Source organism: Mesorhizobium sanjuanii, from assembly GCF_002529485.1.
In the GTDB taxonomy this organism is placed as follows: domain Bacteria; phylum Pseudomonadota; class Alphaproteobacteria; order Rhizobiales; family Rhizobiaceae; genus Mesorhizobium; species Mesorhizobium sanjuanii.
In genome coordinates this window covers 1-15033 of sequence record NZ_NWQG01000167.1, presented here as the reverse complement: position 1 = coordinate 15033, position 15033 = coordinate 1, and the positions used below count along the sequence as shown (strand labels likewise).

Sequence of the window (15033 nt, the reverse complement as noted above, 5' to 3'; positions counted from 1 at the left end):
GTGTCGGATCACCGGACATAGCCGCGACGGCTGGCGTAAAATTGCCGATCGAGACCCCGCCAGGCCTGATCGTCCATTCACGCCCCTTTGAAAAATTGCTCAACGGCCTGGTTCTGGCCGAGCGGCTGCACATGCGCCAGACGGCGGAAGGCCGCATCATCGCCGGCTCGGATTTCGGCGGCGCCGACCCCGGAATGGATGCCGAAGCCACCGCGCGCGATCTCTTCGCAGCGACAAAAGCCATGCTGCGCGGCTCTGACGGGCTGGAGTTGGATTTCCATACGATCGGCTACCGGCCGACGCCAACCGACGGCTTTCCGATCATCGGCCGCGCCAAGGGCGTGCCCGGCCTATACGTTGCGGTCATGCATTCCGGCGTCACGCTGGCGCCCGCCGTCGGTCTGTTCGCCGCCCGCGAGATCCTCGACGGCGAGCGCGATCCGCTGCTGGCGCCCTACGGATTGGCGCGGTTTGCCCGGTGACCGGCGAACAGCGAGCCGTGATGAAGGGGCCGCCGAGTTCAGCCCACCAGCGCCAGTTTCGTTACGGTCGCGGCGAAGGGGTGGATGCTCATGCCTGATGTCGTGATGGTGACGAAACTCGACGGCGGGATGGCCTGCCAGTCGCCGCCGTCTCGGTCGAACGGCTCGGAGACAATGCAGCGGCCGGCGCCCTTGGCAGCGGTGTAGAGCGTCGGCGCGTGGCCGTCGCTGGCATGGCGCACGGCGTAGAGCGCTTGCCCGTCCGAGAAGGCGGCGGTTAGTTTCAAAGCCGGCTCAAGACCGGCGCGGCGGGAGGCGTCGACGACACGGCTGGTCGCGCGGGCGACAGCGCCTTGCGGATCACTGGCCAGACCCTCGTCGATCATCAGCAGGAAAAAGAGTTCCGAATCGGTGGTGCCTTCGCGCTGGTCGAAGACAGTGTCGGAAAGCGAATTTTCCAGCGCGCGGCGGATCTTCTCGAAGCCGCCGATCTGGCCGTTGTGCATGAACGACCAGCGGTCCGAGATGAACGGGTGGCAGTTCATGCGGCTGGTGGCGCCGCCGGTCGAGGCGCGCACGTGAGCGAGGAACAGGCCGGAACGGATCTGCCGGCAAAGGCTCTTCAGGTTGGGGTCGGACCAGGCCGGCAGGATATCGCGATAGAGGCCGGGCTCGGGCCGATCGCCATACCAGGCGAGCCCAAAACCGTCGCCATTGGTCGGCGACTTGGCTTCCTGGGCGCAATGGCTCTGGGTGATCAGCGAGTGGCAGGGCGCCGTGACGATGTCTTCGAGGAAGACCGCTTCACCAAGATAGGCCGCCCATCGGCACATTCGCTTCTACCGTTCGTTATGCGCGATCCATCAGAGCCGCCGGCTTCTTGACCGCGTGTGTGCCTCTGTTGTTCGTGCGCTCGTATAGCTCACGGACGATTCGGCTGGCGGTAGTCTCGAACAGAAATGGCAAGAAAGCGTGAATGAACGCGGCGCCCGCGGCCATGGACAGGCGCGAACAGAACCACGCGGCAAAGGCCATATGGCTGAAATAGGTCTCGCCCACCTTGGCCGGGTGAGAGGTGAAGAGACTTGCAAGCCGTGTCGTCATGGTGATCTCCCTCCTGCCGGGACAAGCCCCCGATGCTGAGTATCTTGGCATAGGCTCGCGGTTCATTGGTCTCAAATTGTCCTTGTTTCCGGTGCTATTTTGGGACAAGCATCCCAAATGGCGCCCGATATCGATGAAATGGATCGAAGATTGCTGGCCGAGTTGCAGCGCGACGGCACGCTGTCGGTCGACCAGTTGTCGGAGCGAGTGGCTTTGTCGCGCAATGCCTGCTGGCGTCGGGTGAAGCGGCTGGAGGAAGGTGGCGTCATCACCGGGCGGGTGGCCCTGGTCGATGCCGACAAGCTTGGGCTCGGCCTCTCGGTGTTCATCCTGATCCGAACCTCCAACCACGATCCGGACTGGCTGCAGAAGTTCCGCGCGGCGGTGACCGGCTTCCCCGAGATCACCGGGGTCTACCGCATGTCCGGCGATCTCGATTATGTGCTCAGGGCCCGCGTCGCCGATGTGAAAGCCTATGACCGGCTCTACCAGCGACTGATCGCCAAGGTGCCGCTGTCGGATGTTTCGGCTTCCTTCGTCATGGAGGAGATCAAGGAGACGACAATCGTGCCGGTGGAACTGCGGTGAGGCGGAACCACCTAAAAAGAAAGCCGTTGATAGCCCTGCGGCCGAGTTGACCGAATCGGCATTCGTGCCGATAGGAGTGGCTTTATGCGTGCTGCCCTTTATCCTACTTCCGTCATCGGCCCCTCCGTCGGTTTCGTCAGGCTGCGGCATGGCGAAGGCCTGCCATTGCCGGCCTATGAAAGTGCAGGTGCGGCCGGCATGGATCTGCGCGCCGCCGTTCCGGACGATCGGCCGCTGCTGATCCTGCCCGGGAAACGCGCGCTGGTGCCGACCGGGCTGATCCTGGAAATCCCGGAAGGCATGGAAGGTCAGGTCCGGCCGCGTTCGGGACTTGCCTTCAAGCATGGCCTCACCTGTCTCAACACCCCCGGCACCATCGACAGCGACTATCGCGGCGAGGTGAAGGTGCTGTTGATCAATCTCGGCGACGAGGATTTCGCGGTGACGCGCGGCATGCGGATTGCCCAGATCGTCTTTGCATCCGTCATGCAGGCGACGGTCGAGGAGCGCACGTTGGCCGGCGGCACGGCGCGCGGCTCGGGCGGGTTCGGGTCGACCGGCACGGCCTGATGAGCGCGGCGAAATGAGAATACCCAAACTCGTCATCTTCGATTGCGACGGGGTTCTGGTCGACACCGAGAACCTGGCCAATCACCGCCTCGCCGAATGGCTTACTACCGCCGGGTATCCAGCCAGCTTCGAATACTGCCGCAAGCATTTTTCCGGCCGCAGCATGGTCTCGGTGCAGAAGGAGGTCGAGGCTTTCGGCGTCAGCCTCGGCGCCGATTTCGTCGATCGCTGGAACGCCGGCCTGCCCGATCTTTTCGCGCATGGCGTCGAAGCGATCCCCTATGTCAGGGACTTCATCGAGGCCGTTCACGCTGCCGGCATCCCAGCTTGCGTCGCATCGTCGGCACGTGTGTCGAAAATGCATATCACGCTCGGCCAGACCGGGCTTTTGCCGCTGTTCGAGCATGCGCTGTTCAGCTCCACCATGGTCTCACGCGGCAAGCCATTCCCCGACCTGTTCCTGCATGCCGCAAGCACGATGGGCTTCGCGCCCGCCGACTGCATCGTCATCGAGGACAGCGTCGCCGGGACGCAAGCCGGCATTGCCGCCGGCATGCGGGTGTTTTCCTATCACGGCGACCCGTATTCCGACCGCGACGGCCTCGCCGGGGCCGGCGGCATCCTGTTCGACGACATGCGTGACCTGGCTGGGCTGGTGCCCATCCACTGATCGGATTTTCGGCAGCACATATCAGTTGTAGGCTTTGACGAGCGCCACGCTGATGCGTTTGTCAGCAGAAAACGCCAAACGCTTCTGAACCAATCGCATTCGTTTGCCCGGCGCAAATCGGCACGCTAGAATCCTTTTCACCTCGTTGCATCTGAAGAGGAGCATTCATGGACAAGGGCAAGATCTTTCGCGACCTGCATGGCTCGATCTTCGTCATGCCCAATCCGTGGGATGTCGGCACGACGAAGCTGCTCGCTTCCTTCGGCTTCCAGGCGCTGGCGACGACCAGCGCCGGCTTTGCCTTTTCGCGCGGCCTGCCCGACGGTGCGGTGACCTTCGACGCCATGATCCATCACTGCCGCGAGGTGACGGCGGCGACTACCCTGCCCGTCTCGGCCGATCTCGAAAAGGGCAAGGGGGATAGCGCCACAAGTGCCGCCGAGACCATCTTCGCGGCCGAAGCGGCGGGCCTCGCCGGCTGCTCGATCGAGGACCATACCGGCGAACCCGACAAGCCGATCTACGATTTTTCGCATGCGGTCGAGCGCGTCGCTGCCGCGGCGGAGGCTGCACGGGCGCTGAAGCGCGATTTCGTCTTCACCGCGCGGGCCGAGAATTTCCTCTGGGGCAAGACCGACATCGACGACACGATCAAGCGGCTGCAAGCCTTCGAAAAGGCCGGCGCGGATGTGCTGTATGCGCCGGGTATCGGCGACATCGAGACGGTGCAGACCATCTGCTCGTCGGTGAGCAAGCCGGTCAACGTCATGGCGAGGCCCGGCTTCACCGTTGCCGATCTTGCCCTGGCAGGCGTCAAGCGCATTTCGCTCGGGCCCTGGCTGACCAATTTCGCTTTCGGCATGCTGGAGACAGCGGCACGCGAGATCCAGCAGGACGGCACGTTCGGCTTCACTCGCGCCGCCATGCCTTTCAGCAAAATACAAGAGCTGTTTTCGAAGCCTGAAGAATGACGCTCACCGTCGTCGACATGCATACCGGCGGCGAGCCGCTCAGGATCGTCACCGGCGGCTACCCCGCGCTGCCCAAGGGCACCATCCTGGAAAAGCGCGCCTATGTGCGCGATCACCTCGATCATCTCCGAAAGATCCTGATGTTCGAGCCGCGCGGTCATTACGACATGTATGGCGCGCTGCTGGTGGAGCCCGACCTGCCCGGCGCCGATCTCGCGGTGCTGTTCATGCACAATGAGGGCTATTCGACCATGTGCGGCCACGCCATCATCGCGCTCGGCCGCTATGCCGTCGACGAGGGGCTGGTGGCCCGGCGGGAGCCGGTGACGACAGTCAACATCGAGGCACCGTGCGGACTGGTGGTGGCTTCGGTGGAGGTCAGGGACGGCAAGGCGGGTGCGGTGTCGTTCGAGAGCGTGCCGGCCTTCCTGTTCGCCCGCGACCAGCGGATCGAGCTGCCGGGTTTCGGGACGACAAGCTTCGACATCGCCTATGGCGGCGCGTTCTACGCGCTGGCCGATTGCCACCAATTCGGCCTGGAATTCGGCAGGAGCCGCGCGCGCGATTTCGTCGATGCGGCAACGGTGCTGACGGAGACGTTGAAGACAGAATTCCCGCTGTCGCACCCCGACCATGCCGATCTCGCCTTTCTCTATGGCAGCATCCTGACCGACGGCATGGACGCGTTTTCCGGCGAGGCGACAAAGAACATCTGCGTCTTCGCCGAGGCTCAGGTCGACCGCTCGCCAACCGGCTCGGGCGTCACCGCGCGGCTGGCGGCAATGTATGCCAGGGGCGAGATCGCGATCGGGCAGCCACGGATCTTCGAGAGCATCACCGGCTCGCTTTTTTCCGGCAGCGTGACACGAACGGCAAAAGCCGGACCGCATGACGCCGTCATCGCCCGCGTCGGCGGCCGCGCCTACTATTCGGGCCGAGCCGAGTTCATCGTCGAGCCCGACGACGAGTTGGGACGCGGCTTCTTGCTGTTCTGAGCGGTCTCCCGCCCCTCCCGTGCCGAAATCGCCTTGTGCAGGTGCACCATCATGGCGGCGGCGAAAAGCGGCGTCACCAGATTGAGCAACGGCACGGCGAGGAAGGCAGCGATGAGCAGGCCGGCCAGGAACACCGTGCCGGCATATTTCCGGCGCAGCGCCCGGGCCTCGGCCTCAGGCCGAAAGCGCATGGCGGCGAATTCAAAGAACTCGCGCCCAAGCAGATAGCCGTTGACGATGAAGAAGGCGGCGATGTTGACGCCCGGCACCAGGAGCAACAGCAGAGCCACGATGTTGCCAAGGATGACGACGCCGAAGAATTTTATCGCCAGCACCAGCGAGCGCAGCGCCGGCACGGCGCTGCCGGGCGGATCGCCGGGATAGTCGGTGCGCTCGACCACCTCGGCGACATCGTCGAGGAACAGGCCGGCAACGATCGCCGTCACCGGCGCGATAAGCAGCGCCATCCCGAAGGCAAGAGCGATAGCGGCGATGATGCCGCCCAGCCAGCCGGCCCAGGACGGCAGGCCAGGCATCAGTGCCTCAAGCCATGGCAGGGCCAGCCATTCCACGAGGCTGGTCAGCCCGAACCACAAGGCCACCAGCGCCAGCAAGGTGAGCCCCAGCGTCTTGACGAAAACCGAGCGGAATTCGGGTGAGAACAGCCGGCTCAAGGCGGCGCGGGCGGCGTCTGATATCACGGCGTTTTCGAACCCAATGTGTGAAGCCCATTTCGGGCAGGACGCTCCCGAGATAGGAAGGACCGGCAACCAACGCAACTGGGGCTGATAGGGCCGCCTACCGCGCGAGCGCAGGCTTGCGGGCGGGGATGGTCATCGCCGCCACGCCGGCGACGACGAAGGCCATGCCGAACCAGGCTGTCGGGCCGAGGCTCTCGCCAAGGAAGAGCGCGCCGATGCCGACGCCGATCGGCACGCGCAGATAGGCTTGCGAGGTGGTGCCGACCGAGCCCAGCGTGTGGATGAGGCGGAAAAAGATCGAGAAGGCGAGCGCGGTCGAAAATACCGAAAGTCCAAGCAGCGCAAGGATTGAGGCCGTCGACGGCGAGAGCGTCCAAGGCCGGTCGAGAACAAGGCTCAGCGGGATGAGGATTGCCGCGCCGCAAATCATCGAACCGGCCGCCGGCACCATGGGGTCAAGGCCCCTGAAGTTGCGCCCGAAAATAGCGGCGCCCGCATAGCTGACGGTGGCGGCGATGACGGCGAGCTGCGCCCAGAGCTGATGGCCAAGACCGCCCAGCGCCTGGGTGCCGACAATGAGGCATATGCCCGCGATGCCCGCCCCGACGCCGAACAGTTTGCGCGTGGTCACCGGCTCATGGCGGGTGATGAGCGCGGTCAAGAGGAAGGTGAAGATCGGTGACGTCGCATTCAGGATGGTGGCAAGACCGGCGTCGATGGAGCGCTCGGCGGCGGCAATCAGCGTGAACGGCACGACGCTGTTCATGCAGGCCTGAAACATGAACCGGCGCCGGTTTGCCGCATCCCTTGGCATGGCAAGGCCGCGCCAGCGGAGGAGCGCGAGCAGGATGCCGCCGGCGATCAGGGTCCGTCCCGCGATGAAGGTCACGGGCGGGATCGTCTCGACGCCGACCTTGATGAAGGAGTAGGACGCGCCCCACAGGACGGCCAGCACGCCGAGCAGGGCCAATTCCGTCGTCATGTTGATCTTTTCTGGCATTGCTTGTTTGCGCCTTCGGAAACTTCGATTGGATCCGCTTTTAGCCGATGACAAACGAAAATGCTTCGATGTGGATGCAACCATAGCCGCCGGCGTCGCAGCCGGTATGGTCCAGGTCGATGCGATGGCTGCAGCAGCGGGCCCGTCGGCAAGGTCGTCGCGATGATTTTTCGGGGTAGGCAAAGTTGCGGCAAATCGCTAGACCCGCCTGCGGCCGGCGTGGCAGAAAGCCGGTGGGTTCTTGGCGGAGATATTAATGCCGGACTATGACGTGCTTTGCATCGGGAATGCCATTGTCGACATCATCGCCCAGTGCGACGAGGCTTTCCTGGAGACGAACGGCATCATCAAGGGCGCGATGAACCTCATCGATACCCACCGCGCCGAACTGCTCTACAGCCGCATGGGCCCGGCGATCGAAGCCTCCGGCGGCAGCGCCGGCAACACGGCGGCGGGCGTCGCCTCCTTCGGCGGACGCGCCGCCTTCTTCGGCAAGGTCTCGAACGACCCGCTCGGCGAGATCTACGCCCACGACATCCATGCGCAGGGCGTCGCCTTCGACACAAGGCCGCTTCAGGGCGAACCGCCGACGGCGCGCTCGATGATCTTCGTCACGCCCGACGGCGAGCGCTCGATGAACACCTATCTTGGCGCCTGCGTCGAGCTCGGGCCGGAGGATGTCGAGGCCGACAAGGCTTCCGGTGCTGCGGTCACCTATTTCGAAGGCTATCTGTGGGACCCGCCGCGCGCCAAGGAAGCGATCCGGCAGACGGCGAAGCTCGCGCATGCCGCCGGCCGCGAAGTGTCGATGACGCTGTCGGATTCGTTCTGCGTCGACCGCTACCGAGAAGAGTTTCTTGACCTGATGCGCTCGGGCACGGTCGACATCGTCTTTGCCAACAGCCACGAGATCAAGTCGCTCTACCAGACCGCCTCCTTCGACGAGGCGCTGGCGCAGATCCGCAAGGACTGCAAGATCGCCGCCGTCACCCGCTCGGAAAAGGGCTCGGTGATCGTGCGCGGCGACGAGACCGTCACCATCCAGGCGACCAGGATCCGCGAGCTGGTCGACACGACCGGCGCCGGCGACCTCTATGCCGCCGGCTTCCTCTATGGCTACACGCAAGGCCGCAGCCTGAAGGCGTGCGGCGATCTCGGCTCGCTGGCGGCCGGCCTGGTCATCCAGCAGATCGGCCCAAGGCCGCGTCAGAATTTGCGCCGCGAGGCCGAGCAGGCGGGGTTGATTTAGCGAGTCTTACCTCCCCTGATGTCGCGGCGTAGCGGCGGCTTTTGCCGTCGTCCCGCACAGTCGAACCGCAACAATTGAAACACTTCAGTCGAGTTTCGGCATTCGTCCGAAACAGTGGAGGGCGAAAAGCCACGCCATGGAGCGAACCCCGACGGGACGGCTCCGCGGCCAAGGCCGCCAACCAACTGAAGGACGAAGAAAGATGTTCACTCCTGTAACAGTCGACGCTTTCAGCGGCGTCGATCCCGGCGCGTTGACGCCGACGCAGTACGAGAAACTCTATACCGGCGCGATGGCTCGCGCCCGACAGGAAAGATCGGCCGTGCCCGCCAAGGGCATGGCGCGCCTGGCATCGATGTTCGGCATCGGACGTCGCATCCCCGGCATCGTCCTGCTGCTGGCGACGATCATCGGGGCCATGGCCGTCACCGACGGCGCCCGCGCCGAGGGGAACAAGTTCAAGATGAAACAAGGCATTTCACAGGCGGTGAAGCAGAACTCGGCGCCGCCGCAGTATCGGCTCGCTCGTCGCGGCGAAACCCTCAGGCCGACAGGCAAACTGCCGTCCCTTGGCGATAAGATCCGCCCCAGGATAAATGCGAAAATCGACTGCGCCGTGATTGGCTGCAAAACCAAGCCGCCGATCCTCAAGCATAGGCCCAAGCTGCATTGCAAGGTGTTCGGATGCAAGCCCGGCAAGGACCATGACGGCCACCACGGCAATCACCATGGCCACCACAAGCACGGCTCCTGGTTCTGGGGCGGTGTGACGATCGTCGCTTCCAATCACGGTGGCTGCGGCTATGAATTCTGGAAATGGAAGACGACCGGCTGGCGCTACTGGCGGCATGCCTATCAGAGCTGCCGCGGCTGGGAATGAGCGATCCATCACCATGTATCTGGCCTTCCCCCGCATGGGGAAGGCTTTTCGCCTGCTGGCTGAGCCGTCGGTCAGGCACCCGCCGTATACGCCGCAATGGCCGCCATATTCACGATGTCCGAGTCCTTGGCATTCAGCGAGACGATCTGAACCGGCTTGTTCAAGCCGACCAGCAGCGGGCCGATGACGGTCGAGCCGCCGAGTTCCTGCAGCATCTTGGTCGAGATCGAGGCCGAGTGGAAGGCCGGCATGATCAGCACATTGGCAGGGCCGGTAAGCCTGATGAACGGATATTGCGCCATGGCGCGGGCATTGAGCGCCACGTCGGCGGCCATCTCACCATCATATTCGAAATCGACACGCCTCTTGTCGAGAATGCGCACCGCTTCCTGGACGCGTTCGGAGCGCTCGCCCTGCGGGTGGCCGAAGGTCGAATAGGCGAGCATGGCGAGCCTCGGCTCGTAGCCCATGCGGCGGGCGAAGCCGGCGGCCTCCTCGGCGATGTCGGCGATCTCAACGGCGTTCGGCATGTCGTGCACCGCGGTGTCGGCGACCAGCACGGTACGGCCCCGCGCCAGCACGATCGACACGCCGATGACGCAATGGCCGGGCTTGGCGTCGATGACGCGGCGGATGTCGTCGAGCGCCGTCGAATAGTTGCGGGTGACGCCGGTGACGATGCCGTCGGCGTCGCCCAGCGCCACCATGCAGGCGGCGAAATGGTTGCGGTCGTTGTTGATCAGGCGCTGGCAGTCGCGGAACAGGAAGCCCTTGCGCTGCATGCGCTCGTAGAGATAGTCGGTGTAGACGCTGTTGCGGCGCGACAGCCGCGCATTGATGATCTCGATGCCCTGCTTGTTGAGCTCGATGCCGGCCTGCCGGGCGTTCTCCTTGATGACGTCGTCGCGGCCGAGCAGGATAGCGGTGCCGAGCCGCTGGTTCACATAAGAGACGGCGGCGCGCATCACCTGCTCCTCCTCGCCCTCGGCGAAGACGATGCGCTTGGGCTGGCGGCGGACGCGGTCGTAGATGCGCTGCAGCGTGGACGCAATCGGATCGCGGCGGGCCGACAGTTCCTGCGCATAACGGTCGAGATCGAGGATCGGCTTGCGGGCGACGCCGCTGTCCATCGCCGCCTTGGCCACCGCCATCGGGATGGCCGCGATCAGGCGCGGGTCGAACGGCACCGGGATGATGTAGCTGGGGCCGAATTTCGGCCGGTTGCCCTGATAGGCGGCGGCGACGTCGTCGGGCACGTCCTGGCGCGCCAGCTCGGCGAGCGCGCGTGCCGCGGCGATCTTCATGTCGTCGTTGATGGTGGTGGCGCGCACATCCAGCGCGCCGCGGAAGATATAGGGGAAACCCAGCACATTGTTGACCTGGTTCGGATAGTCCGAACGGCCGGTGGCCATGATGGCGTCGGTGCGGATCTTTGCCACCTCCTCCGGCGTGATCTCCGGATCGGGATTGGCCATGGCGAAGATGATCGGGTTTTTGGCCATGGACTGCACCATTTTGGTGGTCAGCGCGCCCTTGGCGGAGAGGCCGAGGAAGACATCGGCGCCGTCGAGCGCCTCGGCCAGCGAGCGCGCCTCGGTCTTGACCGCGTGCGCCGACTTCCACTGGTTCATGCCTTCGGTGCGGCCCTGGAAGACCACGCCCTTGGTGTCGCACAGGATGATATTCTCGGGCGCGAAGCCCATCGCCTTCATCAGTTCGATGCAGGCGATGCCGGCCGCCCCGGCGCCATTGCAGACCATTTTGGTGGTCTTCATGTCGCGGCCGGTGATCTCCAGCGCGTTGATCAGGCCGGCGGCCGAGATGATGGCGGTGCCGTGCTGGTCGTCGTGGAAGACGGGAATATCCATCAATTCGCGCAGGCGCTGCTCGATGATGAAGCATTCCGGCGCCTTGATGTCCTCGAGGTTGATGCCGCCGAAGGACGGGCCGAGATAGCGCACGCAGTTGATGAATTCGTCGGCGTCCTCGGTGTCGACCTCGAGATCGATGGAATCGACATCGGCGAAGCGCTTGAACAGCACCGCCTTGCCTTCCATGACCGGCTTGGAGGCGAGCGCGCCGAGATTGCCGAGGCCGAGGATGGCGGTGCCGTTGGAGATGACGGCGACCATGTTGCCGCGGGTCGTATAGTCGAAAGCGCGACTCGGGTCCTCGGCAATGGCAAGGACAGGCACCGCGACGCCCGGCGAATAGGCAAGGCTCAGATCGCGCTGCGTCGCCATCGGCTTGGTGGCGACGATCTCCAGCTTCCCGGGCCGGCCCATGGCGTGGAACTCCAGCGCCTCCTGGGCGCTGACGGAGGGGCCGTTGTTTTCGGTTTTCCTGGCCATGATGCTTTCGATTTCCTCGCCGGTACAGCACCGCTTGAGACGGGCGCTTTTTTGTGGAGTTCCGAATTAAGGCCACACGCCGCCGCTGTAAACCGCCAAGCGACAGGGAATCGTGGCGACAGGGAATCGTGGTTGAGCGCGGCGTCTTTGGTCAGGCCCGATCGGCAGGGGAGGCCAGCGCGGCTAGCTCGCGCGCGTGGTCACGCACCGGGGCCCATCGCATCAGCGCAGAGGTCGGGGGAAATGGCCATTGCGAGAGCGGCGGCGCGTCGCTGCCCATGCGCCGCAACAGCGCCGACAGATAGGCCATCAGTTCCAGCCGCTGCGCGCGCACCTTTTCCAAGGTGCGGGCACGGATCTCCTGGCGCGGGATGGCGCGGTCGCGCAGCGTCTCGACAGCTTTGCGGATCGCCGCGGGTTCCGGCTCGGCGATCAGGCAATAGTTCGGGTCGAAATACACATCGCGACCGCCGAGGCTCGGCGTCGAGACGATCGGCAGCCCGGCCATCAGATATTCCATGCTGGAGTACATCGCGCCTTCCGCCGCCGACAGGCAGAGCCCGACCGCGGCCTGGTTGTAGACGCGATTGACTTCCGCCTGCGACAGGCTTGCGGTCATGCCGTCAACGATCGGATTGGCGATGCGATGGAGCGGCGATTGCGCCTGCAGGCGGCGGACGAAGGCGCGGGCGCCGGAAGGCGGCAGTTCGCCGATCGACGTGGCGATATGAACCAGCCTTTCGATATCGAAGGCGAGGTAGTGCCGCTTGGTGTGCGATATGCGGCCGGTGTAGACGGCGTCGAACTCGACCGGCACATCCGGCAGCGGCCGGAACACATCCTCCGATATCATCAGATTGTGATTGGAGAAGATCGCGGTGCCGCCTGCAGCGGCGATCAGGCGGCGCTCCTCCTCGGTGTTGCAGAGGAAGATGACCTCATGATCGGGGCAAAGCCTGGCATACCAGGCGAGATCCCGGCCGATCTGCTCGACGACGGCCGGCCGCTCCAGGGTCCAGCTCGGCATCAGCAGGAATGCCGCGCGCCGCGAAGCCAGGCGCCGGCCGATGGCGGCAACGGAGTAAAACGGGCGCGGCCCGCCGACCGGCGTATACAAGACCAGCGGATCGCGGCTGACCACGTGCACGGAAACCTGGATGCCGCCGTCGAGGTCGGACAGCGGACCACGGGACGGAAGAATGAAGGGAAACCGCTTTCGCGCCGAGAGCCTGAGCTTGTCCGCGGTTCGGTTGGCGCGGCGCGACGCCTTGAGCAGCACGCGCTGCAGCGGCGACCCGACAGGACCGATCATCTCCTCGAATGTTTCGTGCCTGTCCTTGTCCACTGTGCCCCGCCCAAGCTCCGATCCCTCAGTATTCGCGATTTGGATTTCAGGCAACGTCGTGAGCCCGGCGCCCCTTTCCCCTGCTTTTCGAGGCGCCGGCATTAAACCCGGCAGTCACATCTGCTAGCGTGCCGGCATGAACATGCACATGCCAACCGAGCCCGATGCCCCCGAGGCGACGCCGCCCGCGCCCGTAACGGGCGGCGCCGTCACGCCGATGATGGAGCAGTATATCGAGATCAAGGCGGCGAACCCGGATTCGCTGCTGTTCTACCGCATGGGCGATTTCTACGAGCTGTTCTTCGACGACGCCGAAAAGGCAAGCCGGGCGCTGGGCATCGTGCTGACCAAGCGCGGCAAGCACCAGGGCCACGACATTCCGATGTGCGGCGTGCCGGTGCATGCGGCCGACGACTATCTGCAGAAGCTGATCGGCCAGGGGTTTCGCGTCGCCGTCTGCGAGCAGATCGAGGATCCGGCGGAAGCGAAGAAACGCGGCGGCAAATCGGTGGTACGCCGTGACGTGGTGCGGCTGGTGACGCCCGGCACCATCACCGAGGACAAATTGCTGGCGCCGTCGGAATCGAGTTTCCTGATGGCGCTGGGACGGGTGAAGGGCGGAGCGGAGCACTCCTTCGCGCTCGCCTGGATCGAAATCTCGACCGGCAGCTTCCGGGTCGCCGAGACCACGGCCGACCGGCTGCTCGCCGACGTCTTCCGCGTCGACCCGCGCGAGTTGATCGTCGCCGAGCCGGTGTTCTACGATCCGGAGCTGAAACCGGTGTTCGACGTGCTTGGTCGCGTCGCCAGTCCGCAGCCGCCCTCGCTGTTCGATTCGGCCTCGGCGGCGGGGCGCATCGCCCGCTTCTTCGAGGTGGCGACGCCGGACAGTTTCGGCACGTTTTCGCGCGCCGAGCTGTCGGCGATCTCGGGCGCGATCGCCTATGTCGAGAAGACGCAGAAGGCCGAGCGCCCGCCGCTGTCGCGGCCCGAACGCGAGGAGCAGGGCTCGACGCTGTTCATCGACCCAGCGACACGCGCCAATCTGGAACTCTTACGCACCTTGTCCGGCAGCCGTGAAGGCTCGCTGTTCAAGGCGATCGACCGCACCGTGACCGGCGGCGGGGCAAGGCTGCTTGCCGACCGGCTGATGGCGCCGCTGACCGACCCGACGGCTATCGGCGCACGGCTGGACTCGGTGTCGTTCTTCCGTTCCGAGACGCGGCTCTGCCAGGCGGTGCGGGCAAACCTGAAGAGCGTCGCCGACATGCCGCGCGCGCTATCGCGACTGGCGCTCAACCGCGGCGGCCCGCGCGATCTCGGCGCGCTGCGCGCCGGGTTCGAGGCGGCGGGCGCGATTGCCGAACTGTTTGGAGAAGCTGTCCTCCCCGTGGAACTGGTGGCGGCGCTGGACGCCATCAAGGCGTTGCCGCAAGCGCTGGCCGACCATCTGGTGCAAGCGCTCGGCGAGGAGTTGCCGCTGCTGAAACGCGACGGCGGCTTCATCCGCTCCGGCTATCATGGCGAACTCGACGAGATGCGGGCGCTGCGCGACGAGTCGCGCAAGGTGATTGCCGGGCTGGAACGCTCGCTGATCGAGGAGACCGGCATCCGCTCGCTGAAAATCCGGCACAACAATGTGCTCGGCTACTACATCGAAGTTACCGCCAACCACCATTCGATCATGACCGGCAGCGACGGGGCGAAGGCGCGCTTCATCCATCGCCAGACCATGGCCAATGCCATGCGCTTCACCACGACGGAACTGGCCGAGCTGGAATCGAAGATCGCCAATGCCGCCGACCGGGCGCTGGCGATCGAGCTTGCCGCCTTCGACCGGCTGACGGCTGAAGCCGTCGGCGAGGCGGACAAGATCCGTGCCGGCGCCGAAGCGCTTGCCGTGCTCGACGTCTCGGCAGCGCTCGCCCTGCTCTCGGAAAGCGAGGCCTGGTGCCGGCCGGTGGTCGATGCAAGCCTTGCCTTCGAGATTTCGGGCGGGCGCCATCCGGTGGTCGAGCAGGCGCTGCGCCGTTCGGGTGAAGGCCCGTTCGTCGCCAATGATTGCGACCTGTCGCCCGAAGGTGGGGCGAAGAACGGCGCTATCTGGCTTTTGACCGGGCCCAATAT

The 15033-nt window shown here is 64.9% G+C and carries 15 protein-coding genes; 9 read left to right on the top strand and 6 right to left on the bottom strand.

Going from position 1 to position 15033, the window contains the following annotated elements; genetic code table 11:
* On the top strand, window positions 1–482 hold a 482-nt coding region (locus CN311_RS22920), incomplete at its 5' end, for an NAD(P)/FAD-dependent oxidoreductase (protein WP_133117239.1).
* Between the two features lie 38 nt (window positions 483–520).
* Here CN311_RS22920 and CN311_RS22915 read toward each other — a convergent pair.
* Both CN311_RS22915 and CN311_RS22910 read right to left on the bottom strand, forming a co-directional pair.
* Window positions 521–1315 (bottom strand): class II glutamine amidotransferase, encoded by a 795-nt coding sequence (locus tag CN311_RS22915; RefSeq protein WP_097575973.1) that lies wholly within the window; start codon window positions 1313–1315, stop codon window positions 521–523.
* Window positions 1316–1331: 16 nt separating this feature from the next.
* A complete protein-coding gene (locus CN311_RS22910; protein ID WP_097575972.1) occupies window positions 1332–1586 on the bottom strand; it encodes a DUF6356 family protein in 255 nt (84 codons plus the stop codon).
* 117 nt (window positions 1587–1703) lie between these two features.
* Between CN311_RS22910 and CN311_RS22905 the strand changes: the two genes are divergently transcribed.
* The 5 genes from CN311_RS22905 (at window position 1704) to CN311_RS22885 (ending at window position 5380) form a co-directional block, all read left to right on the top strand.
* The gene (locus CN311_RS22905; RefSeq protein ID WP_097575971.1) at window positions 1704–2174 is read left to right on the top strand and encodes an Lrp/AsnC family transcriptional regulator; all 471 of its coding nucleotides are present in this window, start codon (window positions 1704–1706) and stop codon (window positions 2172–2174) included.
* 84 nt (window positions 2175–2258) lie between these two features.
* Entirely contained in the window at window positions 2259–2744 is a 486-nt protein-coding gene (gene dut, locus CN311_RS22900) for a dUTP diphosphatase (protein ID WP_097575970.1), read from the top strand.
* Between the two features lie 13 nt (window positions 2745–2757).
* Window positions 2758–3414, top strand: coding sequence for an HAD family hydrolase (locus CN311_RS22895; protein WP_097575969.1), 657 nt, complete (start codon window positions 2758–2760; stop codon window positions 3412–3414).
* A 167-nt stretch (window positions 3415–3581) separates the two neighbouring features.
* Complete coding sequence (locus CN311_RS22890; protein WP_097575968.1) at window positions 3582–4385, top strand: isocitrate lyase/PEP mutase family protein; 804 nt, start codon at window positions 3582–3584, stop codon at window positions 4383–4385.
* Window positions 4382–5380, top strand: a complete 999-nt coding sequence (locus tag CN311_RS22885; RefSeq protein WP_097575967.1) for a proline racemase family protein — start codon at window positions 4382–4384, stop codon at window positions 5378–5380. The genes CN311_RS22890 and CN311_RS22885 overlap by 4 nt, the downstream gene beginning before the upstream one ends.
* On the opposite strand, the gene CN311_RS22880 is transcribed toward CN311_RS22885, so the two are convergent.
* Together CN311_RS22880 and CN311_RS22875 are read right to left on the bottom strand one after the other, a co-directional pair.
* Window positions 5311–6081, bottom strand: coding sequence for a sulfate transporter family protein (locus CN311_RS22880; RefSeq protein ID WP_097575966.1), 771 nt, complete (start codon window positions 6079–6081; stop codon window positions 5311–5313). The two genes, CN311_RS22885 and CN311_RS22880, sit on opposite strands and share 70 nt — an antisense overlap.
* A 97-nt stretch (window positions 6082–6178) precedes the next feature.
* Window positions 6179–7081 (bottom strand): DMT family transporter, encoded by a 903-nt coding sequence (locus CN311_RS22875; protein ID WP_097575965.1) that lies wholly within the window; start codon window positions 7079–7081, stop codon window positions 6179–6181.
* Between the two features lie 256 nt (window positions 7082–7337).
* Between CN311_RS22875 and CN311_RS22870 the strand changes: the two genes are divergently transcribed.
* Window positions 7338–8330, top strand: coding sequence for an adenosine kinase (locus CN311_RS22870; protein WP_097575964.1), 993 nt, complete (start codon window positions 7338–7340; stop codon window positions 8328–8330).
* A gap of 202 nt (window positions 8331–8532) precedes the next feature.
* Window positions 8533–9210 carry a hypothetical protein gene (locus CN311_RS22865; RefSeq protein WP_133117238.1) on the top strand — a complete coding sequence of 226 codons (678 nt, stop codon included), beginning with the start codon at window positions 8533–8535 and terminating at the stop codon, window positions 9208–9210.
* Between the two features lie 71 nt (window positions 9211–9281).
* Here the strand turns inward: CN311_RS22865 and CN311_RS22860 are convergent, their stop codons facing one another.
* Together CN311_RS22860 and CN311_RS22855 are read right to left on the bottom strand one after the other, a co-directional pair.
* Entirely contained in the window at window positions 9282–11561 is a 2280-nt protein-coding gene (locus CN311_RS22860) for an NADP-dependent malic enzyme (protein WP_097575962.1), read from the bottom strand.
* Window positions 11562–11712: 151 nt separating this feature from the next.
* On the bottom strand, window positions 11713–12906 hold the full coding sequence (locus CN311_RS22855; protein WP_097575961.1) for a glycosyltransferase family protein: 1194 nt from the start codon (window positions 12904–12906) through the stop codon (window positions 11713–11715).
* 136 nt (window positions 12907–13042) lie between these two features.
* Here CN311_RS22855 and mutS point away from each other — a divergent pair.
* A partial coding sequence (mutS, locus tag CN311_RS22850) for a DNA mismatch repair protein MutS (RefSeq protein ID WP_097575960.1) occupies window positions 13043–15033 on the top strand: 1991 nt, incomplete at its 3' end.

Bases quoted from the DNA above. Each gene is read 5' to 3' on its own strand.
- CN311_RS22915 (WP_097575973.1), bottom strand. From the start codon at position 1,315: ATGTGCCGATGGGCGGCCTATCTTGGTGAAGCGGTCTTCCTCGAAGAC.
- CN311_RS22910 (WP_097575972.1), bottom strand. From the start codon at position 1,586: ATGACGACACGGCTTGCAAGTCTCTTCACCTCTCACCCGGCCAAGGTG.
- CN311_RS22905 (WP_097575971.1), top strand. From the start codon at position 1,704: ATGGCGCCCGATATCGATGAAATGGATCGAAGATTGCTGGCCGAGTTG.
- dut (WP_097575970.1), top strand. From the start codon at position 2,259: ATGCGTGCTGCCCTTTATCCTACTTCCGTCATCGGCCCCTCCGTCGGT.
- CN311_RS22895 (WP_097575969.1), top strand. From the start codon at position 2,758: ATGAGAATACCCAAACTCGTCATCTTCGATTGCGACGGGGTTCTGGTC.
- CN311_RS22890 (WP_097575968.1), top strand. From the start codon at position 3,582: ATGGACAAGGGCAAGATCTTTCGCGACCTGCATGGCTCGATCTTCGTC.
- CN311_RS22885 (WP_097575967.1), top strand. From the start codon at position 4,382: ATGACGCTCACCGTCGTCGACATGCATACCGGCGGCGAGCCGCTCAGG.
- CN311_RS22875 (WP_097575965.1), bottom strand. From the start codon at position 7,081: ATGCCAGAAAAGATCAACATGACGACGGAATTGGCCCTGCTCGGCGTG.
- CN311_RS22870 (WP_097575964.1), top strand. From the start codon at position 7,338: ATGCCGGACTATGACGTGCTTTGCATCGGGAATGCCATTGTCGACATC.
- CN311_RS22865 (WP_133117238.1), top strand. From the start codon at position 8,533: ATGTTCACTCCTGTAACAGTCGACGCTTTCAGCGGCGTCGATCCCGGC.
- CN311_RS22860 (WP_097575962.1), bottom strand. From the start codon at position 11,561: ATGGCCAGGAAAACCGAAAACAACGGCCCCTCCGTCAGCGCCCAGGAG.